This window comes from Gordonia sp. DT218 (assembly GCF_049847105.1).
Lineage (GTDB): Bacteria > Actinomycetota > Actinomycetes > Mycobacteriales > Mycobacteriaceae > Gordonia.
Map to the genome: position 1 here is coordinate 489,409 of NZ_JBNCNS010000001.1, position 21,298 is coordinate 510,706.

Sequence of the window (21,298 nt, forward strand, 5' to 3'; positions counted from 1 at the left end):
TCCCGCTCGCAGCCGAACGAGCGCCTAGTGGAACGACGCCCGACCGGTCCGCACCAGTGCCTCGGCCGCGCTCCCGGCGATCTCCTCGGCCGTGAGGGCGAACAGGATGTGGTCGCGCCACCGGTTGTTCACGTCCATGTATCGCTCGAGCAGGCCCTCACGTCGGAACCCGACCTTGGTGAGCACCGCCTGCGACGCCACATTCGCGGGCTGGACCGTCGCATCGAGGCGATGCAGACCAACCGGACCGAAGCAGTGGTCGACGCCCAGGGCGACGGCCGCCGTCGCAATGCCCTGACCGAAATGCTGCGCGTCGACCCAGTAGCCGATCCACGCGCTGCGCACCGCACCGCGCTGGATGTTCCCGACCGTGAGCTGACCGATGTACCTGCCGTCGAGTTCGATGACGAACGGCAGCACCGCGCCTCGCTTGGCTTCGGCGCGCAGCACCGAATACAGGGGCGGCCACGTTCCGGGATGATGCCGCTCGGCCCAGGAGCCGATGCCACTGGGTTCCCACGGCAGCAAGGTGTTCTGATTTCGGATGCGCAGCTCGCTCCACGCCTTTGCATCCCGCAGTCGCACCGGCCGCAACCCCACCGCTCCCGCTTGGGTGCGCAACGGCCCCAGGGTGGCGGGCCAGCCGGGATTGATCTGCGCCCCGGTCAACCACCTCAACACGGATCGGAGTCTAATGCCCGGAGCGCGCTGTCATCCCCGCTGTGCAAGGAATGCCACCTCGACCTCGTCGCCGGTTCCCAGCTCCTCCACGTCGGGTTCCACGATGATCAGGCAATTGGCCTCGGCCAACTCGGCGAGCAGATGCGAGCTCCCGGTCGGCGATGCGCCGATGACCTGCACGAGGTACTCCCCGGATCGCTCGTCACGCATCAATTGCCCGCGGAGATAGCCCTTGCGCCCGGCCACCGATGCGATCGGCCCGATGGTGCGGGCCTTGATGACGCGCCGCATCGGCTGTCGCTTACCGAGTGCGATCCGGATCAGTGGCCGCACCATCACCTCGAAGGTGACGAGCGCGCTCACCGGGTTGGACGGCAGCAGGAAGGTGGGCACCTCGTCGCGACCGAGACGGCCGAATCCCTGTACCGAACCGGGGTGCATGCCGACGCGCACGATCTCCAGATCACCGAGGTCGCTGAGCGCATCCGCGACCGCTCGCGACGACTTGCCGCCCACCGCACCGCAGATCACCACGATCTCCGACCTGATCAGCTGCGCCTCGACCACTTCCCGCATCCGCGAGGTCTCCCGCTCGGCGATGCCGACCCGGTTGACGTCCGCGCCGGCGTCTCGCCCCGCGGCCGCCAGCGCGTAACTGTTGACATCGAAGATCTGGCCGGGCCCCGGCGAGCGGTCGATGTCGACGAGCTCACTGCCGACGGAGATCACCGACATCCGCGGTCGCGGATGCACCATGACGCGTGCCTGACCAACCGCCGCAAGCAATCCGACCTGCGCCGGACCGATGATCGAGCCGGCCCGCACAGCGACGTCACCCGGCTGCACATCGTCGCCGATGCGACGGACGTAGTCGCCGCTCTCGACGCCGTGGCCGACCTTCACTTTTTGCTCACCGCCGTCGGTCCAGCGCAGCGGGATCACCGCATCGGCCAGCGTCGGCATGGGCGCCCCGGTCTCCACGCGGACAGCCTGGCGAGGTTGCAGACGCGTCGGGGTGCGCGCACCCGGACCGACGTCACCGACCACCGGCAGCGCCACGATCATCGGCTCGCCGGGGGCGAGGTCGACGAGTTCGGCTCCGCCGGAATCGAAATCCTCCACGTCGTCGGGAGCTATCGCGCCCGCTAGACCGACGTCCACCGCCCGCACGGCATACCCGTCGATGGCAGCCTGATCGAACCCGGGCATCGGCCGCTCGGTGACGACCTCCTCCGCGCACATCAGGCCCTGGGCCTCGGAGATCGCCACGCGGACCGGTCGCGGCGCGACCGCGGCGGCGGTCACCCGGGTCAGATGATCTTCGACCGAACGCATCTCACCTCTCGCCCCCATCTCGGCTGACACAGTTGGGCTAGACGTTAGCCGCCACCGGTCGCCGGTGGGCGCAGGCGCGCTGACGCCCGCCGTCTGCCGAGACTGTCAGCCTTCGGTGAGCCGCTTCTCCAGCCACTCACGCAAGTCGGGGCCGTAGTCCTCGCGATCGAGCGCGAAATCGACGGCAGCCTTGAGGTAGCCGCCGGGATTGCCGAGGTCGTGGCGTGTGCCGCGATGTACGACCACGCTCACGGGTTCGCCCTCCTCGATCAACAGGGCGATCGCGTCGGTCAGCTGCAGCTCCCCGCCCGCACCCGGTTTGATGCGGCGGAGTGCGTCGAAGATCTTGCGATCCAGGATGTAGCGGCCGGCGGCCGCCAGGTTCGACGGCGCGTCCTCCGGCTTCGGCTTCTCGACCATTCCCTTCAGGCGCATCACGTTGGGATTGTTGGCGTCCGGGAGTTCTTCGACGTCGAAGACACCGTAGGCACTGATCCGGTCGGACGGGACCTCGATCGCGCACAGCACCGACCCTCCGCGACGCTCTCGGGTCCGTGCCATCACCTCGAGGACGCCACCGGGCAGGACCAGGTCGTCGGGCAGCAGGACGGCCACCGCGTCTTCTTCGTCGTCGAGATACGGCTCGACACAGCCCACCGCGTGCCCGAGCCCGAGGGGCTTCTCCTGGACCACCGAGGCCACTTCCAGGAGCGAGGGCGCCTTGCGCACCTTGGCGAGCATGGCGGCCTTGCCGCGCTTCGCGAGGGTGCTCTCCAGCACCAGGTCCTCGACGAAGTGTGCGACCACGCCGTCCTTGCCGGGCGAGGTGACGATCAGCAGCCGCTCGGCGCCTGCGGCCTTGGCCTCCTCGGCAACCAGCTCGATACCGGGGGTGTCGACGACGGGCAGCAATTCCTTGGGCACGGTCTTCGTCGCGGGCAGGAACCGGGTTCCGAGACCGGCCGCCGGCACGACCGCGGTTCGCGGGATCGGAGGCGTGTTCGGCACAGACTGGTACTCGGTGAACGCGTCGGTAGTCTGGCTCACGTCACTGGGGGTCATGGGAACACCCTAGTGGCGATCCCTGCCAGAATCCTGTTGACGAGTTCTCAGAATCCTGGTGCGGCGGACTCGAGAAGCTGCCGCGATGAGGCGAAGGCGGTCGGGTGCGGACGACGAAGAGGCGACTACGAGCCGAGTTCGAGGAGCGCCGGACTTCCCGCTCGTTTCCGGTGCGTCGACGAGCCGCCGCCGACCTCGCAGAATGGATCTATTCGGCGCCCTTCCGCCTCGAATACGACGTGACGGTCGCCGCGTATGTCCCCTTCGGTTCCGAGCCGGGATCCCCGGCCCTGCTCGATGCCCTGACCGATCGCGGGGTGACGGTTCTGGTGCCCGCGGTGCCCGGCGGAGACCCGACCGCGCTGGACTGGGTGCGCTTCGACGGCGTCGATTCGCTGACACGAGGCCGATGGGGCCTGCTGGAACCGACCGGCGATCGCCTCGGCACCGACGCCATCCGAGCGGCGTCGGTCATCTTTGTCCCGGCATACGCGGTCGACAAGTCGGGGACACGACTCGGCCGCGGTGCGGGCTATTATGACCGGACCCTGACGGGTCTCGCCGCCGACGTGGTGGCCGTCGTCTTCGACGACGAGGTGGTCGAGTCGCTGCCATCGGCACCGCACGACGTGCGGGTGGGCTGGGCGCTGACGCCGGGGGGCGGCTTCCGCGAGCTCGGCTGAATCGGCCGTCAGGCAGGCGTGGGGGTAGCGGCCTTGCTGTCGCTCGACGACGAACCACTGCTCGACGAAGAACCGCTGCTCGAGGAGGAGCTGCTGCTGCTCGACGAGGAATCCGAGGACGAGTTGCTCGACGAGCTGTCCGACGACGAGGTCGACGTCTCGCTGGAACTCGATCCCGAGCGGGAATCGGTGCGGTAGAAGCCGCTGCCCTTGAACACGATCCCGACGGAGTTGAACAGCTTGCGCAGCCGTCCCGTGCACTGCGGGCATTCGGACAGGGAGTCATCCGAGAACGACTGCACGATGTCGAACTTGTTGTCGCACTCCGTGCACGCATACGAGTAAGTGGGCACCGAAACCTCCGGAAAGTAGTGATCGCCGCTCATACTAACCGAACTTGGCACTCCAACATTCCGAGTGCCAAGCCACAGGACCACGCCGAGCACCTCGACCGTCTACACCCAGCCGTTGCGCAGCACCCCTTCGGCTCGAACTTGACGAAGCTGCTGTATGCCCTCGAAGGCCTACCGCGAGGTGTGACCGAGCTCCTGACGTCTGACGAGAAAGCCGGGGCACCCCTACATCCGGTGGGGGCGCCCTCGTCTCAGATCACTCGATCACATCGAAATCGCGGTCGGGCACTCCGTCGCAGTTCATGTCCGGGTCACGCAATCTGCGTGCATCCATGCGCAGCAGGACCGCGCCCAGCGCCGCCGCCACCACACTGCCGAACAAGATCGCCACCTTCGCCGCCGACGCATGGTCGTCGGAACCCTGATGGAAGGACAGTTCGGCGATCAACAACGCCACGGTGAAGCCGACACCGGTCAGCATCCCGACCGGCAGCAGATCGCGGACCCCGATCGAGTCGGGCAGCCGGAGCGGTGTGAACCGGGTCATGAGCGCGGTCGCTCCCATCACGCCGATCACCTTGCCGACCACGAGGCCGAGGAAGATGCCGATCGACACGGGCTGAACGATCGCGCTGTCACCACCGATCACGGCGACGCCGGCCGACAGAAACGCGAAGATGGGCAACGCCACCGCCGACGACACCGGACGCACCGCAATATCGAATTGGTGCGTACGAGAACTCGATTCGCCGTGGACGAGCAGCGCGGGGACGGTGAAGCCCAGCAGGACCCCGGCAACGGTCGCGTGCACGCCCGAGGCGTGCATCAACGCCCAGGCCACCACGGCCAGTGCGATCAGGACCAGACTGGCCGGCGTTCGCCACCGGGGACGACGCAGCCGCACCAGCACACCGAAGACGGCGATCACCGCGATCGCCGCGCCGAACAGCGCGAAATCAATTGTCTCCGTGTAGAACGTCGCGATCACCGTGATGCCGAGCAGATCGTCGACGACGGCCAGGGTCAACAAGAACGTCCGCAACGCCACGGGCAGTCCGCGACCGAAGATCGCCAGTACCGCCAGCGCGAACGCGATGTCGGTGGCCGTCGGAATCGCCCAGCCGCGGAGTGCTTCCGGATCGAACACGGCGACCACGACCGCATAAAACAGCGCCGGGGTCACCATTCCGCCGATCGCGGCGACGATCGGGACGCCGGCCAATCGGAAATCACGCAGACTGCCGGCCACGAACTCTTGCTTGAGTTCCACGCCGACGATGAAGAAGAAAATGGCGAGCAGTCCGTCGGCGGCCCACTCGGCCACCGACAGATGCAGGTGCAGCGATTGGGGCCCGAACTCGAAGGTCGTCAGCGATTCGTAGGCGTCCCGCCACGGGGAGTTCGCCCAGACGACCGCGACCACCGCGGCGACGAGCAACAGTGCCCCGCTGGTGGTGTCGAGTGAGACCCAACGCCGAAACCGCACTCGACCTGAGGTGATCGGTTCGCCGCCGTCCGAGGCGACACTGTCGGATCGGGACTCCTCGACGCCGGGTGGTCCCGAATCGCGCTCCGGTGTGGACATCAAACCTCCTGGTCACAGGGAAATCTACAGCGATCACCCACGTTTTCATCTCCGCCGACATCCGGCGGAGGCCGACCAGACTTCCCGGCTCACCTCCGCGTCATTCTCCCCGATGGTCCGACTCGGGGCCAATCGGAGGGCGTTTGTGCACATCCGCGTGCATGCCCGACGTTGTCCCCAGATGCGTCTCGAGGCGTCGTCTGCGCCGGTTAGGCCGCTAGCGTCGCCCACCATGCAACCGATGTCCCGCGACCGCTTGTCGCCGCGCCTCGTCGACCGTGTCCGGCATGCGCTGCGTCCTGGTTGGGCGCGATCGGTGATGGTCCGTCGCGGTGCGTCGGTGCTCCTGGTCGTCGCCGCGGTCACGCTGACGCTGTTCGGTCACCGCGGCGCGGAGATGCGTGCGGTGGTGGTCGCGGCGCGAGACCTCGTGCCCGGACAATCGATCGTCGCCACCGATCTCACGGTGCGCGATGTACCCGGCGGACTCATCCCGAAGGGCACCTTGCGGTTGACCGCCGACGGTGTCGGACGCACCGCGGTGGGGCCGATCGGGGCGGGCGAGATGGTCACCGACTCCCGGCTGCTCTCTCCCCGTCTCCCCAGCCGGCTCACCGGGAACGACGATGCCCGGCTCGTACCGGTACGGCTGTCGGACGAATCGGTGGCGACGCTCCTGCGGACCGGAGACGTGGTGGACGTACTGACCGCGTCGGCAGAAGAGCCCGATGCAGCGGTACTCGCGCGAGCGGCGGTGGTGGCCCTCACCTCGGACGAACCTCCCGATGGCGTCCTGTCGGGCGGTGGAACCACCGGGCGACCGGTATTGCTCGCGATGGACGAACGGGCCGCGCACCGGGTGGCGGCCGCCGCGCTCGACGCTCCGATCACCGTCGTCGTGCACTGATCGATTGTCTCCGTCGTCACGCGCGCATACAGCAAAACAGTGCAACGGTCGTTTACGATCCTGGATAGCGTGAATACCTGAACAAGAGCGGAACACCGAAAAACGAGAGGACCGCACACCGTGCTCAAGGGATTCAAGGAGTTCATACTCAAGGGCAACGTCGTCGAGCTGGCCACTGCGGTCATCATCGGTGGTGCGTTCACGGCGATCGTGACGGCATTCACCGACAGCATCATCGAGCCACTGCTCAACTCGATCCCGGGCGGTAGCAATCCGACCAAAGGCCTGGGCTTCCAGATCACCGACAATCCGTCGACGTTCGTCAATCTGGGCGCCCTCATCACCGCGATCATCAACTTCGTGATCATCGCCGCGGTGGTGTATTTCCTGATCGTCGTGCCGTACAACAAACTCGCCGCACTCGGTGGCTACGGAAAGAAGGCCGAGGTCACCGAAGTAGCGCTCCTCGCCGAGATCCGCGACCTCCTCGATCCTGAGGGCACGTCGAGGGCACAGGACGCCGCGGAGGCCGAACTCCCGGATCACATCCAGGATCACGGAGCGCCCCCCGGCAACGACGCCGGCGCCACGCAGCGTCTGACCACTCCGCCCCCCGCCGAGCCGATTCCGCCGACACAACCGGCGCCCACACCTCCTCCCCCGGGCGAAAATCCGCCGTACCCGACTCCCCAGCCCGCGCCGGGCAACTACCCGCCGCCCGGCGCCTACCCACCGGGCAACTACCCCCAGCAGGGCGGCTACCCCGGGCAGACGCAGTTCCCCGGCGAGTACCCGCCGCCGGACGCCCCGGGACGGCATTCCCGCTGACCTCGACGATTCGGGCCACGCTCCCCACCGGAGCGCGGCCCGATCTGCCGCGGTGTGAATCCGTGCCCCTTGGTTCCCAGCGGTTTGCCAGCCCACGAGCCAGGGAACCGCAAGGTTGCGTCCCTAGTGTCACTGGAGTCCGGAGCACGTCGGCCGGACGACAAGAGATCAACTACACGGAGGTCGCAGAAGAAATGCCGCAGCAGAACCGGGGCCCTCAGGGCCGCAACAATCACCGTCCCGCGCCGCGTCAGCCGCAGCGCCCGTCGCCGCGTCGTCCGCGCCGGCCCGCGTTCCCGTTCCCCTTCTTCGGGAGCTGACCGCCGGCCGGTTCACCGGCCTGACGACAGCACGGCACGGGCCTGTCTCCCCCGCCGGGCCCGTGCCGTCGTCGTCCATGATGCGCGACTCAGCGGCAGATTCACAGCAGACTCACAGTTGCATTCACAGGTACGTCACAGAACGCCCAATACCGACACCCCGCCGACAATCACCCGCCGAAATGCACTGTTACAGAATCACTTTCACCCTTAGTCGGCATCGTCGACGATCGGACCCGGATCGTTGAGCTGCCGTTGCCGAACTGTTACCTTCCTCCTTGTGGCCCCTGGCTCGACACGCAGCCCGGGCGCCACACCGACGGTCCGACATATTGCGGACCGCAGTGTCAAGGGAGGAACACCATGCCACGAGGTCATCGAGGACCCCGCCATCCGATGCCGCCGCATCGCGCACCGCATCCGCACGGGGGACCGCACCCGGGACCCCGTCCCGGACCGGGCCGGGCCCCGCGCCCGCCGCGCCGTCCGATGCCGCCGTTCTTCTTCGGTAGCTGATCAGAACCCGACCGAAGGCCCCGTCGCATGTCTGCGACGGGGCCTTCGGTCTGTCATCGGTCGTGTTCACGACCGCGATCAGCGGCGCCGGATCGTCCCGTCGCGAACCGTGAGCGTGTAGTCGGCCACCGCGGCGACCTTGTCGTCATGAGTGATGAGCACGGTCGTGCGCGATCGGGCCAGCCTCTCGAGCGGTGCCATCACGCGGTGTGTGGTGGCGTCGTCGAGGCCGGTGGTCGGTTCGTCGAGAATCAGCAACGGGGTGTCACGCAGGAAGGCACGGGCCAGTCCGATCCGCTGTTGCTGGCCGCCCGACAGGTTGGCGCCACCGTCGCGTAGCTGAGTATCGAGTCCGTCCGGCAACTCACCGATGAAACCGGCCGCATCGGCGGCGGCGGCCGCCGCCAGAACCTGATCGTCGGTTGCGTCCGGCCGCCCGTATCGGATGTTGTCGGCGATCGACGCGTTGAACAGCGCGACGCGTTGCGGCAGGACGGCCATGTGGGCACGCAGCCGTCGCAGGCTCATCGAGCGGATGTCGGTGTCGTTGAAGCGGATCGCGCCGCGCTGCGGGTCATAGAAGCGCAGCATCAGATACATCAGCGTGCTCTTGCCCGAGCCGCTCGGACCCAGGAGTGCCACGAAGTCCCCCGACTCGATTGTCAGGTCCACATCGTCGAGGACCAGGCGGTCCGAATCGGGATAGGCGAAGGTGACCCGGTCCACGTGCACGGACACCGCGGATGCCACCGGTCCGGCGGACGCCGCGGCGACATCTGCGTCGGGATGGACGTCGGCGGCATCCGCGTCGCTCCCGGCGAGTGCGTCGGCCTCGGGAAGTTCCGGCTCGGCCGTGTCGGTGATGCCGATCGGCGCGTCGAGTACCTCGGCGACGCGTTCGGCGCTCGCCGTGGCCGAGGTCACCGACACCACGAGGCCACCGAGGGTCTGGATGTGCGGATACATGTAGCCCAGGTAGCCGGTGAGGGCGATGAGGGTTCCCACACTGGCGACGCCGCGCGAGATCTGCCACGCACCCACCGCGAGCACCGCCATCATGCAGAGCATCTCCACGACGGTGACGGTCTCCGAGAAGGCCGCATTGGCCTTGAGTTCCGACACCCGGGCGTTGCGCCAGATCCGACTCTCCCGCAGAACCTTCCGACGGTCGCGCTCGCCCTGGTTGTCAGCCTGGATCGATATCGCGTGGGTGATGCCCTCCTGGATTCGAGAGCTGATGCGGCCGTTGGCCTTCCGCTCGCGGCGCGCGGCGGTCTTGACCACCTTCCCGAACCAGCGCGAGACCACCCACAGCAAGGGGGCGAGCACAAACGCGAGCAGGGCCAGGTCCCATCGCGTCACAAATGCCGCCACGGCGTAGATGACGGCGCTGCCGATCGCCAGGGTGCCGGCCACCACGCCCGAGGACACCAGGTGTTCGATCTCGTCGACGTCGCCGCTGTGCCGCGCGATCAGGTCGCCGGTCTCGAACTGCCTGCGCGTATGTGGGGCCAGTTGCTGGGTGTGCGCGTACAGACGATCGCGCAACCGCAACAGGGTTCGTTCGGCGACGAGGCCGGAGATCACGGTCCCGCCGTAGGACGCCGCAGCGCCGAGCAGCGACACCGCGGCCCAGATTCCGAGCGGCCACCAGAGCGCCGAGAGGTCACCGGCGACGAGCACGTTGTCGACGATGTCGGCGAACACCGCGACCGTGACCACACTCGTGCCGACCTCGACGAAGAAGAGCAGCACCGAGACGGCGAGCTTCCACCGCTGACCGTGCATCACCGGGGCGAAACGACGCATCGCGGACAGGACGTTGAGCGCCTCGGGATGTGCGTCGATCGAATCCGGATATCCCTCATCCACGACGTCATCCGTTGTCGACACCAGGATCCTCCTCACCGCCGGCGGGGCACCCGGCCACCGTGCGCGACTCTAGCCGCACCCGGTGATCGCTTTCCTGGCACTCCGACAACCACTACTCCGACGACGACAGGGCGGGATCGGAAGAAATCTCCGATCCCGCCCTGCCGCGGTTGTTCAGTTGTGGGTCGACGAACGACCCGGCAACTCAGATCAGCCCAGGCTGAAGGGCTTGCCGTACAGGGTGATGACACCCTTCACCGAATCGGTGTCGACGGTCACCTTGATCTTGGCCTTGGCCGAGGCGTAGCCGGCGCACCCGTCCATCTTGAACCGCTCCTGGCTGTAGGCGACGCCGCCCGTCTTGCCCTTGAAGCTGTAATCGTTGACGGTGTAGTCCTTGTACGCCGTGCTGTCACCCGAGGTGGTGTCGATGATCGGCACGTAGCTCGCCTGGCCGGGTCCGAGCGTGAAGCCTCCGCCGGCATTGCCCGACGGGGCCGCTGAGGCGCCGCCATTCTCGCCCGGCGCAACCGTGACGCCCGCGCCCCCCTCGGCACCGGCACCGAAGTTCACCTGGCAACCCACGAGGTAGCCACCGGCGATCGTGCCGCCTTCGGCCTTGCCGCCGACGGTCACCTTCACCTTGCCGGACACCCAAGCTTCACGGCTGGTCGCAACGTTGGTGACGGCCTTCTGGACGTTCACGGACTCGTCGAACAGCCGAACGGTCACCGGGGTGCCGTCGACGAGGGTCTTGCTGACGTAGCCGCCGGGCAGCGCGCCGGCGGCGGCGCCACCCGCACCGAGGCTGCTGAGGCCCACCACCACGGCACCGGCGAGGCCGACTCCAGCGGCCACGCGAGTGTTGATCTTCTTCATGATTCCCCTTCGTGGAATATCAATCTGCTCGGGGCAGATAAGTCAGAGTTTGCTGAGTTGTCTGCGCCCGGTCAGTTGAGACTGAAGGGCTTGCCGTAGAGGGTGGACTGGACGTAGGAGCCTTCACCGTTCACGGTGCCGTCGTCGGTGTTGAAGCCCTTGGCGCCAACGGTCTTGACGATGGTCCGTGCGGATGCGTAGCCGCCGCAGTTCTGGACATCGATCGCGAACTTGTCGAGCTGGATGGCCGCCACGCCGCCCGCCTTGATGCTCTTGTGCGTGACATCGGCGACGGCAACCTGGCCCGGGTTCAGCGGCAGGGTCAGCGATCCGGAGAGCGAGGGACTGAGCGCCTGCGTGATGCTTCCGGACAGACCGCCCTCGAGACCGGTGATGTCGACCTGGCAGCCGACGAGGACCTTGACCGCGATGTCCCCGTTGACGCCTGCGCTGGCCTTGGCCCGGTAGGTACCCGACACGACCGCGGCGCGTCCTGCGCCATTGTTCGCCACCGACGGGGCCGGCAGGGCCGATTCGCCGGTGCGCCACGTCTGGATCGACTCACCATCGACACCCACGGCGTTCTTGTAACCATTCGGCAGGCCGACTGCCGCAGCGTTTCCCGCCCCCATGCCGGCCAGGCCAACTACCGCCACCGCGGCGACGGCGCCTGCACCAACAACGCGGCGCAGCCCGAGCTTGCTGAACTTGCTCATTCGTTCCCTCTCACAGGATTCGGTTGTTATCCCACCCGGCACAACCACGTGCCGGGTGAGTCGACCCTTGTGGGCTGCGGACCCCCGCCCCGCAACCGAATCCAGATCCGGTTCCGGTCGGCTGGAAGTCGCCTTCGCACACCCCTGGTCACTGCTGCGTTGTCATTCGCGACAGATCGCAGGACTCTCCGTCGGTGCTCGTCGCGAGCATCGAGTTTCGTCGGTGCGAACGTTATCGGAGCGCGATCGAGACCAGCAACAGATGGGATCTCGCGCGTGGCAAAACCCGGTCTGACGATCTTGAATCTCACATTCACTATTCCTGGATATGCGAATGTTAACGGAGGGAAAACACGCTGCGTCAGCCATGTCAGCAGGTAGCTGGACTATTCGTAATGCGGCGGGCGATTGGCTTCATACCAGTCCCGAGATACGCCCGTGTGACCTTGATCACACTCGTCGGATGTTACCTCAGGAAGCTCGGTGCCGAAGACATCATCGATTCTTGCCTTCTTGCGCCAGGTGTCCCGCGGACGCGAAGTCTCCCCGGAATCGCTGGTCACCGGCGATTCCGGGGAGTTGTCCGATTCACGTTCCATGAGGGTCTCGGCGTCGTCCGACGAGGTGCCGATCGTCAGAATTCGCTGATCGCCTCGATGACGTGCTGGGCCAGCGGGGCGACCGTGGCCATGCCGTCACGCACGGCCGCCCGCGAGTTCGCAAGGTTCACCACGAGCGTCTGTCCGGAGATCCCGGCAAGTCCCCGCGAGAGTCCGCCGTCGGTGGCGCCGGCAGCCAGTCCGGAGCTCCGGACGGCCTCTTCGATGCCCCGCAGCCGCCGATCGAGGATCTGTTCGGTCGCCTCGGGTGCCACATCACGCGCGCCCACACCGACACCACCGACCGACACCACGAGATCCACGCCACCGATCACGGCGGTGTTGAGCGCGTTGCGGATCTCGACCTCGTCGCCCGAGACGGCCACGGTCGCATCCACGTGGAAGCCCGCCTCGCCGAGGAGTTCACCCACGAGTGGGCCGAGAAGGCTCTGATCTTCCCCGTGTGCCGCCCGATCGTCGACCACCACGACCAGTGCCCGCCCGATCTCGTCGCCGCTCGGAGAGATGCGTACGTCATCGTCGCTGTGGCGCGCGACGAACTCGCGCGCGGCCGCGTCGGCGGCCACCACGTCGTCGGGGTCGATGGCGGTGGATCCTGTGTCGCTCATGCTCTGCCTTTCTGTTCCCTGCGGAGATCGTGCGTGGTTCTAGCCGGTCTGCAGGGTCTCCAAGGTGACCTGCGCGGTCCGGGTCTGTCCGTTGACGACGTACGTGATCGTGACAGTGTCGCCCGGTGCGTGTGACCGGATGGCCGCCACCAGGGCGTCGCCGCTGGCGATGTTGCGATCATCCACCTTGGTGACCACCGCGCCGGTCGGTATGCCGGCCTTGGCCGCGGGTCCACCTGCGGTCACGTCGGAGATATAGGCACCCGGCTGGTCCAGCTCCGTGTTCGCCCGCACCGACACGCCGAGGCCGGCCTGGGTGGCCTTGCCGGTGTCCCGTAGTTCGTTGGCCACGCGGATCGCCTGATCGATGGGGATCGCAAAGCCGAGTCCGATGCTGCCGCCCTGCTGTTCCGCGGAGGACCCCAACGTCGCGATCGCGGTGTTGACGCCGATCAGCGCACCCTTCGCGTTGACCAGGGCACCACCGGAGTTGCCGGGGTTGATGGCGGCGTCGGTCTGGATCGCATCGATCACCGACGTGGTCCCGCCGGTTTCCTTCGACGTCGACACCGGACGGTTCAGCGCACTGATGATGCCGGTGGTGACGGTGCCCTCGAGCCCGAGTGGTGCACCGATGGCGATGACGTCCTGGCCGACGGCGAGATTGTTCGAGGTACCCACGTTGATCGGCTTGAGACCGGTCTTCTCGACCTTGATCACCGCGATGTCGGACACCGAGTCGGCACCGAGCACCCGGGCGGGCGCACGCGATCCGTCGGAGAAGTTCACCAACAAGTCGCTGGCCCGTGTGGCACCACCTTCGGTCACGACGTGGTTGTTGGTCATGATCACGCCGTCGTCGGACAGCACCACGCCGGACCCGCTGCCCTCCGAGTTTCCGGACCGCACGATGATCGAGACGACCGACGGGAGCACATTGGCGGCTACCTCCTGCACGGATCCCGCCGGGGCCTCCATCTGCCCCTGAGAACCGCTGTTCGGGTCTCCGCCGAGCGGACCGCTGTGTGCCGTCGACGAGTCGTCGGCGACGTTGGCACCGATCGCACCACCGACACCGCCCGCCACCAGCGCGAGCACCACCGCGCCGACGATCAGCGCAGCCTTGCCGCCGCCGGATTTCTTTCGGGGCGCAGGATCGCCTCCGTATGGCGGCCCTCCAGGAGGCATCGGCCCGCCCGGGCCCCCCGCGTACTGGGGCTGAGTCGGGAACGGCGCGGACGCCGGCGCTCCGTATGGGTCGGAGTACGGCCGGGTGGACGCGGCGTGGTGGCCGTAGGTGTTCGCATCCGGTGCAGGCGGACCGGGAGCGTACGGATTCGACCCGTAGCCCGGCGTCGGCTGCTGCCCCGGTGAGCCGTACGGATTCTGGCCGGCCCCGCTCCCGGTGCCGTACGGATCGCCCTGCGAACCGCCACTCGTCATCTCGTCGCCCTCAGTTCTCTCCATGTCGCCCGAATCCGGCGATCTCCCGACAGTCGCGCCCGGCGCCGACCCACTGCACCGATCCGATCCTCAACCCTAGGGGATCAGGTACGTACCGCGAGGGGCGAAGTCGAGGACTGTTCGCACCAACGAGGCCTGTTCACACTATTGACGAACGACCTGTGGGGAAGGTTCCTCGGGGGTCGGGCTCCCCGGCAACGCCATGCGGATCAGCGCTCCCCCGAGCTCCGATTGTTCAGCCCGGACAGTGCCGCCGTGCCTGGCGACCACCTGACGCACTATTGCCAGGCCCAAGCCCGAGCCGGGCATCGACCGCGATTGGGTGGACCGGTAGAACCGCTCGAACACCAGGTCCCGGTCCTCGTCCGGGATTCCGGGCCCGGCGTCGGCGACGATCAGCTCCGCGGTCCCGGCATCGACCTGCCTGAGCTGCACCTGCACCGGCCGACCACGTGGACTCCACTTGGCGGCGTTGTCGAGGACGTTGAGCACGGCCCGGTTCAGCCCGTGCTCCTCGCCGAAGACGTACCAAGGCGTGAGATTGGTCTGGAAATCGACGTCGAGCCGCCGGCGCCGTACCCGATCGAGGCTTCGCGTGATCACCTCCGTGAGATCGACCTCCTCGTGCACCACCTCGGGCGCCTCTTCTCGTGCGAGGTCCACCAGATCCCCCACCAGAGTCGAGAGCTCCTCGATCTGCGCCATCACGTCCGAGCGCAGCTCGATCATGTCCTGGGCCGGGACCGCCGGGGCGCCGGGTTCACTGGACGCGATCAGCAGTTCCAGATTGGTGCGCAACGACGTCAAGGGGGTCCGGAGCTCGTGGCCCGCATCGGCGACCAACCGGGACTGGCGGTCGCGCGACTCGTCCAGTGCCCGCAGCATCGTGTTGAAGCTCTCCGTGAGCCGGGCCAATTCGTCGTTGCCACTCACCGGCATCGGAGTGAGATCCTGTGTCCGGGCCACTCTTTCGGCCGCCCGGGTGAGTCGCGCCACCGGCCTCAGTCCTGCTCGCGCAACGGTCGTACCGGCCAGTGCCGCCAGCGCCACACCACCCCCGCCGACCACGAGTAACACCCAGGCCAGCCTCTTGAGCACCCGGTCGGTGTGTAACAGGCTCTGCGCCAACACAAGTGTGTTGCCGTCACTGAGTTTCCGTGCGAGCACGCGCTGGTTGTGGATGGTGCGAAGGCTCTGATTGTCCTGGCCAGGCGCGTATGTCGACCGGGCGATCTTGCGTTCGACGTCCTCGAACGGCACCTCGCCGATGAGGTAACTGCGGCCGTCGGGACGGACCAATGCGAGAGAGATGTTGGTGGAGAACACTGTTCCGGTCACCAGCGACTCGGGCCGTTCGTTGAGCAGACCGGTCCTCGCCAGCGCGGTCATACCGTCCGCGCGACTCTCGAGCTGCGAATCCACCTCGTTGTACATCGCCCGATAGACGACGAAGTAGGCGGCCGCGGCCATCAGACTGACCGACACCAGGACCACGGTGGCCGACAACAGCGTCACACGAGTCTTCAGCGACACCGCACGGGTGAGCGGCATCGGTGCCCGCATTTCGGCGAGATCGTCGCGTTTGCGCCGCAGGAACCCGCGCGACGCCGGTGACGACGCGGGGTCGGTGTGTTCGGCGAGCACTAGGGTGGCGTCTCCCGAAGCACATAGCCGACACCTCGCACCGTGTGGATCAGCCGGTCTTCACCATCGGCCTCCGTCTTGCGACGGAGATAGCCGACATACACCTCGAGGGCGTTGCCCGAGGTCGGGAAGTCGTAGCCCCAGACCTCCTCCAGGATGCGGCTGCGCGACAACACGCGGCGCGGGTTCGCCATCAGCATCTCCAACAGCGCGAACTCGGTGCGTGTGAGGCTGATGCTCCGATCGCCGCGCGCGACGTCGCGGGTCACCGGGTCGAGCGTGAGGTCGGCGAAGGCGAGCGCCTCGGAATCGATGTCGTCCTCCGGGGTGGCGCGTCGTAGCAGTGCTCGCAGTCGTGCCAGCAGTTCTTCGAGTGCGAACGGCTTGGGCAGGTAGTCGTCGGCGCCCGCGTCGAGGCCGGAGACACGCTCGGAGACCGAGTCACGGGCGGTCAACACCAATATCGGCAGGTCATCGCCCGCCGACCGCAGTCGTCGACAGACCTCGAGACCGTCGAGCCGCGGCATCATCACGTCGAGGATCACGACGTCGGGTCGTTCCGCGACGATCTTCTCCAGAGCCTCCAACCCGTCGGCCGCGGTGTCCACGCCGTACCCGTTGAAGGTCAACGACCGGCGCAGCGACTCACGAACCGCCCGATCGTCGTCGACCACAAGGATGCGCATACCTACAGTCTTATCGTGAACTGCTGAGATGTGTCTGAGGACGACAAGTGTGTCGTCGAGGCCGTTCACGCAGGTACGCCGCAGGCCGATCTAGATCGCGTCCGGATCACCTTTGCCCCGCACACGGATCGAGCGTGCCTGTGAGGTCAAGTTGATGGGCGTGTAACTGGGCGCTTCGAATCAGGAAACACGTCCCGCCGACGCTGGACCATGTGAAATCCGTCGGCATCGTCCAATCGCTGTGCGCCTACTGCGGCGTGGGGTGCGGCATGGATCTGTCCGTCGGAGAATCGGGCCAGATCCTCAAGACCACCGGCCGCAAAGACCACCCGACCAACTTCGGCCGCCTCTGCACCAAGGGCTCCACCACCGCCGACATGCTCGCCGGCGGTGGTCGGCTGAGCGCCCCGATGATCCGCACCGAACGCGGCGCCACTCCACAACCCGGCGACCTGGATCAGGTGATCACCGACACCGCCCGTCGATTGCGAACGATCATCGACCAACACGGCCCCGACGCGGTGGCGCTCTACGTCTCCGGCCAGATGTCGATGGAGGCGCAGTACCTCTCCAACAAGCTCGCCAAGGGATTCATCGGAACCAACCAGATCGAGTCGAACTCGCGTCTGTGCATGGCGAGCGCCGGTACCGGATACAAGCAATCCCTGGGCGCCGATGGTCCGCCGGGTTCGTACCAGGACTTCGACCACGCCGACCTCTTCTTCGTGATCGGCTCCAACATCGTGGACTGCCATCCGATCCTGCACCTGCGCATGATGGACCGCATCAAGGCCGGGGCCAAGCTGATCGTGGTCGATCCGCGCCGCACCGCCACCGCCGACAAAGCCGACCTCTTCCTGCAGGTCAAGCCCGGCACCGACCTCGCGCTCCTGAACGGACTGCTGCACCTGCTGATCACCGGCGGGCACACCGACGACGACTTCATCGCGTCGTACACCGACGGCTTCGACCAGATGCCCGACTTCGCCGCGCAGTACCCGCCCGACCTGGTCAGCGAGATCACCGGCATCCCCGCCGACGATCTGCGCCGCGCCGCCGAGATGATCGGCACCGCCGACAACTGGATGAGCTGCTGGACGATGGGTCTCAACCAGTCGACGCACGGCACCTGGAACACCAACGCGCTCATCAACCTTCACCTCGCGACCGGCGCGATCTGCCGGCTCGGCAGCGGACCCTTCTCGCTCACGGGGCAGCCGAACGCAATGGGCGGTCGCGAGATGGGGTACATGGGTCCAGGACTCCCCGGACAACGTGCGGTGACCTCCGATGACGACCGCTCCTTCGTCGAGGCGAAATGGGGGCTCGAGCCCGGCACCCTGCGCACCGACGCCGGGGGCGGCACCATCGACCTGTTCCGCCGGATGTCCGACGGGGAGATCCGCGCCTGCTGGATCATCTGCACCAATCCGGTTGCCTCGGTAGCCAATCGGTCGACGGTCATCGCCGGCCTGGAGCGGGCCGAGCTGGTGATCACCCAGGACGCCTTCGCGGACACCGAGACCAACTCCTACGCCGACGTCGCGCTCCCGGCCTCACTGTGGACCGAATCCGCCGGCACCATGGTCAACTCGGAACGCAACGTCACGCTGTTCGAGCCGGCCGTCGAGGCCCCGGGACAGGCCATCCCCGACTGGCAGATCATCGCCCGGATCGCCTGCGAGATGGGTTATGCCGACGCATTCGGCCATGCGAGCGCCGAGGAGGTCTTCGACGAGATCCGTGAGTTCGCCAATCCGCGCACGGGATACGACCTGCGCGGAATGACCTACGACGGCCTGCGCCGCACGCCCATGCAATGGCCGTGCCCACCCGACGATCTCGTGGACCACTCGGACCCACACGGCCGCAACCCGATCCGCTATCTCAACGACGGTGTCAGCCAATCCCTGCATCGGGCCGAGGACGGCTCCGCCCCGGCCTTGGCGTTCGCCACCCCGTCCCGTCGTGCCCAGTTCTTCGCCCGACCGCACGTCGATCCCGCTGAGATGCCCGACGACGATCACCCGTTCCTGCTCAACACCGGTCGGCTTCCGCACCAATGGCACACCATGACCAAGACCGGGCGCGTGGCGAAGCTCAACAAACTCAATCCGGGCCCCTTCGTCGAGATCCATCCCACCGATGCCGAGCGCCTCGGCATCAGCGCCGACGATCGGGTCGAGGTGGCCTCGCGCCGAGGGCATGCGGTTCTGCCGGCATCGATCTCCGATCGCGTACGGCCCGGCAACTGCTTTGTGCCCTTTCACTGGAACGACATGTTCGGCGACGACCTCGCCATCAACGCGGTCACCTCCGACGCCGTCGATCCGACGTCGCAGCAACCCGAGTTCAAGGTGTGCGCGGTGACCCTGACCCGCGTGGCCGCCGCCGCGAGTTCCGAGAACGCACCAACAGCAGGACATTCCCCTCCGTCACCCGAAGGGCAATCCGTGATCAACACTCTCGCCGGCCTTCTCGGCGTGTCCGAGATCGCGGCCCCTCAGTCCACTGACCGCGAGAAGCTCTACCTCGCGGGGATCATCGGTGGACTACGCGCCGATCCGCCGGTCGGCGCGGTCCCGGTGTTACCTGCCGATGCGCCCCTGACACCCGACACCCGCACCTGGGTGTCGGGTCTGTTGGCCGGAATGTTCTCCCGCCAGACACTTTCCGCAGGTGCGTCGGCACCCGTCGACCTCACCGACAAAGCGGGGTCTGCCGGAGCGGTCACCGTCCTCTGGGCGTCGCAGATGGGCAATGCCGAAGAGTTCGCGACCCTGTGCGCCGATCGCGTCGCCGGCACCGGTCGCATCGTCACCACGGTCCCGATGGACCAATGCGACCCGGGTGGGCTCCCCGACCACGAGACAGTCCTGTTCGTCACCTCGACCACCGGTGACGGAGATCCACCCGACAACGGGAGTGAGTTCTGGGAGGCACTGCACACCGACGACGCACCCGACCTCTCCGGCGTCCGGTACGCGGTGCTCGCCTTCGGCGACTCGAGTTACGACGACTTCTGTGGCCACGGACGCAAACTCGATGCACGCATCGGTGAGCTGGGCGGCTCTCGGATCCTCGATCGTGTCGACTGCGAGCCCGAGTTCGAGGACACGGCAGGCAGTTGGCTCGAGCAGGTCGTCGGTGCGCTGAGCACCACCACCACTGACAGCAACCCGAATCCTGCCGACAGCAACCACGATCTCGGCGACAGCAACCGACCTCGTGTATCCGCCTCGGACCGTCCGAGCCCAGCCGCTGACTGCACGACCGCGTACTCCCGCACGAACCCCTTCGTCACGTCCTTGGCCCGCAACATCAAGCTCAATGGCGCAGGATCGCAGAAAGACGTTCGCAACTTCGCATTTCACCTACCGCCCAACTCGTTGACCTACCGCACGGGAGATGCCCTGGGCGTCTGGCCGCGCAACAATCCGGCCCTCATCGAGGAGTGGTTGTCGGCGACCCGCCTCGACGGCGACGAAGTCGTCGACCTCCCCGATGCCGGTGAGATGACGCTGCGCCGTGCGTTGCGGGAACGCCTCGAGTTCGCCAAGGTGAACAACGATCTGGTCCGGTTCGTCGCGGAACGGACCGGGGACGACGACCTGCGCGATCTGACCGCCGGCGGGAACAAGCATCGTTTCGCGGAATGGAGTTGGGGGCGCCAGTCGGTCGATCTGCTGTCCGACCACCCCGTGCACGCGTCGGCTTCCGATTGGATCAACGTGCTGAAACCGTTGACACCTCGGTCGTATTCGATCTCGTCGAGTCCGTTGTCGAGCCCGGAGGAGGTGCACCTGACGGTTTCCGCGGTCCGATATAACGTGCACGGCACGCCCCGCGGCGGCGTCTGTTCGACGTTCCTCGCCGACCAGGCCCACGACGAGGACATCGGGATCTTCGTCAACTCCACCAACCACTTCCGGCCACCGACCGATCCCGACGCGCCGATGATCATGATCGGCCCGGGGACCGGAATCGCACCGTTCCGGGCCTTCCTCCACGAACGGCAGGCGCTCGGTCACACGGGTCCGAACTGGCTGTTCTTCGGCGAGCAGTATGCCGCGACCGACTTCTACTACCGGGACGAGCTGACCTCGATGCTGGCCGACGGCGTGCTCACCAGACTCGACGTGGCCTTCTCGCGGGACCAGGCCTCAAAGGTCTACGTACAGGACCGGATGCGCGAACACGGCGCCGAACTATACCGATGGCTACACGACGGCGCGCACATCTATGTCTGTGGCGATGCCGGACGCATGGCCAAGGATGTCGACTCCGCGCTGAAAGGTGTGGTCGCCCAGCACGGAAAGTTGGCACCCACGAGCGCCGAGGGATACGTGAAGGCGCTGGCCGCGGACAAGCGCTACGTCCGCGACGTCTATTGAATCTGCTGTGGTGCTGTCCCAGATGACACCTGAGCGGACGACCGAACCATAAGTTGCCGCCGTGCCGCGCTCAAGTGTCATCTGGGACACCGCAGACAGCGGACACTGCACAGTCCCTCTTTTATCCACAGAAAGCCGCTCTCGA

At 66.9% G+C, this 21,298-nt stretch carries 16 protein-coding genes; 4 read left to right on the forward strand and 12 right to left on the reverse strand.

The genetic code is table 11. The features are described 5' to 3' along the window. Window positions 1-24 precede the first annotated feature (24 nt). From ACPXCG_RS02280 to ACPXCG_RS02290, 3 genes are all read right to left on the reverse strand, one after another. Complete coding sequence (locus tag ACPXCG_RS02280) at window positions 25-681, reverse strand: GNAT family N-acetyltransferase (RefSeq protein ID WP_425788688.1); 657 nt, start codon at window positions 679-681, stop codon at window positions 25-27. Between the two features lie 30 nt (window positions 682-711). Next, complete coding sequence (gene glp, locus ACPXCG_RS02285; RefSeq protein WP_425788690.1) at window positions 712-2,016, reverse strand: gephyrin-like molybdotransferase Glp; 1,305 nt, start codon at window positions 2,014-2,016, stop codon at window positions 712-714. Window positions 2,017-2,121: 105 nt separating this feature from the next. Beyond that, window positions 2,122-3,078: a UTP--glucose-1-phosphate uridylyltransferase gene (locus tag ACPXCG_RS02290; RefSeq protein ID WP_425788692.1), complete on the reverse strand. Its 957-nt coding sequence runs from the start codon at window positions 3,076-3,078 to the stop codon at window positions 2,122-2,124. A gap of 104 nt (window positions 3,079-3,182) precedes the next feature. Between ACPXCG_RS02290 and ACPXCG_RS02295 the strand changes: the two genes are divergently transcribed. After that, window positions 3,183-3,761 (forward strand): 5-formyltetrahydrofolate cyclo-ligase, encoded by a 579-nt coding sequence (locus tag ACPXCG_RS02295; RefSeq protein WP_425788694.1) that lies wholly within the window; start codon window positions 3,183-3,185, stop codon window positions 3,759-3,761. 8 nt (window positions 3,762-3,769) lie between these two features. On the opposite strand, the gene ACPXCG_RS02300 is transcribed toward ACPXCG_RS02295, so the two are convergent. Next, entirely contained in the window at window positions 3,770-4,114 is a 345-nt protein-coding gene (locus tag ACPXCG_RS02300) for an FmdB family zinc ribbon protein (RefSeq protein ID WP_425788695.1), read from the reverse strand. Between the two features lie 256 nt (window positions 4,115-4,370). Then, the gene (nhaA, locus tag ACPXCG_RS02305) at window positions 4,371-5,699 is read right to left on the reverse strand and encodes a Na+/H+ antiporter NhaA (protein WP_425788697.1); all 1,329 of its coding nucleotides are present in this window, start codon (window positions 5,697-5,699) and stop codon (window positions 4,371-4,373) included. A gap of 232 nt (window positions 5,700-5,931) precedes the next feature. Between nhaA and ACPXCG_RS02310 the strand changes: the two genes are divergently transcribed. Together ACPXCG_RS02310 and mscL are read left to right on the forward strand one after the other, a co-directional pair. Beyond that, window positions 5,932-6,606 (forward strand): SAF domain-containing protein, encoded by a 675-nt coding sequence (locus tag ACPXCG_RS02310; protein WP_425788699.1) that lies wholly within the window; start codon window positions 5,932-5,934, stop codon window positions 6,604-6,606. A 120-nt stretch (window positions 6,607-6,726) separates the two neighbouring features. Next, window positions 6,727-7,434, forward strand: coding sequence for a large conductance mechanosensitive channel protein MscL (mscL, locus tag ACPXCG_RS02315; RefSeq protein WP_425788701.1), 708 nt, complete (start codon window positions 6,727-6,729; stop codon window positions 7,432-7,434). Window positions 7,435-8,348: 914 nt separating this feature from the next. Here the strand turns inward: mscL and ACPXCG_RS02320 are convergent. From ACPXCG_RS02320 to ACPXCG_RS02350, 7 genes are all read right to left on the reverse strand, one after another. Next, window positions 8,349-10,163: an ABC transporter ATP-binding protein gene (locus ACPXCG_RS02320; protein ID WP_425788703.1), complete on the reverse strand. Its 1,815-nt coding sequence runs from the start codon at window positions 10,161-10,163 to the stop codon at window positions 8,349-8,351. A 189-nt stretch (window positions 10,164-10,352) separates the two neighbouring features. Continuing rightward, window positions 10,353-11,021 (reverse strand): MspA family porin, encoded by a 669-nt coding sequence (locus ACPXCG_RS02325; protein ID WP_425788705.1) that lies wholly within the window; start codon window positions 11,019-11,021, stop codon window positions 10,353-10,355. A 71-nt stretch (window positions 11,022-11,092) separates the two neighbouring features. Next, window positions 11,093-11,737: an MspA family porin gene (locus tag ACPXCG_RS02330; RefSeq protein WP_425788707.1), complete on the reverse strand. Its 645-nt coding sequence runs from the start codon at window positions 11,735-11,737 to the stop codon at window positions 11,093-11,095. Between the two features lie 634 nt (window positions 11,738-12,371). Further along, entirely contained in the window at window positions 12,372-12,965 is a 594-nt protein-coding gene (locus ACPXCG_RS02335; RefSeq protein ID WP_425788708.1) for a MogA/MoaB family molybdenum cofactor biosynthesis protein, read from the reverse strand. Between the two features lie 39 nt (window positions 12,966-13,004). After that, a complete protein-coding gene (locus ACPXCG_RS02340; protein WP_425790449.1) occupies window positions 13,005-14,408 on the reverse strand; it encodes a S1C family serine protease in 1,404 nt (467 codons plus the stop codon). 165 nt (window positions 14,409-14,573) lie between these two features. Beyond that, a complete protein-coding gene (locus tag ACPXCG_RS02345; protein WP_425790451.1) occupies window positions 14,574-15,992 on the reverse strand; it encodes a sensor histidine kinase in 1,419 nt (472 codons plus the stop codon). An 80-nt stretch (window positions 15,993-16,072) separates the two neighbouring features. After that, the gene (locus ACPXCG_RS02350) at window positions 16,073-16,759 is read right to left on the reverse strand and encodes a response regulator transcription factor (RefSeq protein WP_425788709.1); all 687 of its coding nucleotides are present in this window, start codon (window positions 16,757-16,759) and stop codon (window positions 16,073-16,075) included. A 269-nt stretch (window positions 16,760-17,028) separates the two neighbouring features. Between ACPXCG_RS02350 and ACPXCG_RS02355 the strand changes: the two genes are divergently transcribed. After that, complete coding sequence (locus ACPXCG_RS02355; RefSeq protein ID WP_425790453.1) at window positions 17,029-21,153, forward strand: molybdopterin-dependent oxidoreductase; 4,125 nt, start codon at window positions 17,029-17,031, stop codon at window positions 21,151-21,153. Window positions 21,154-21,298: the final 145 nt, after the last annotated feature.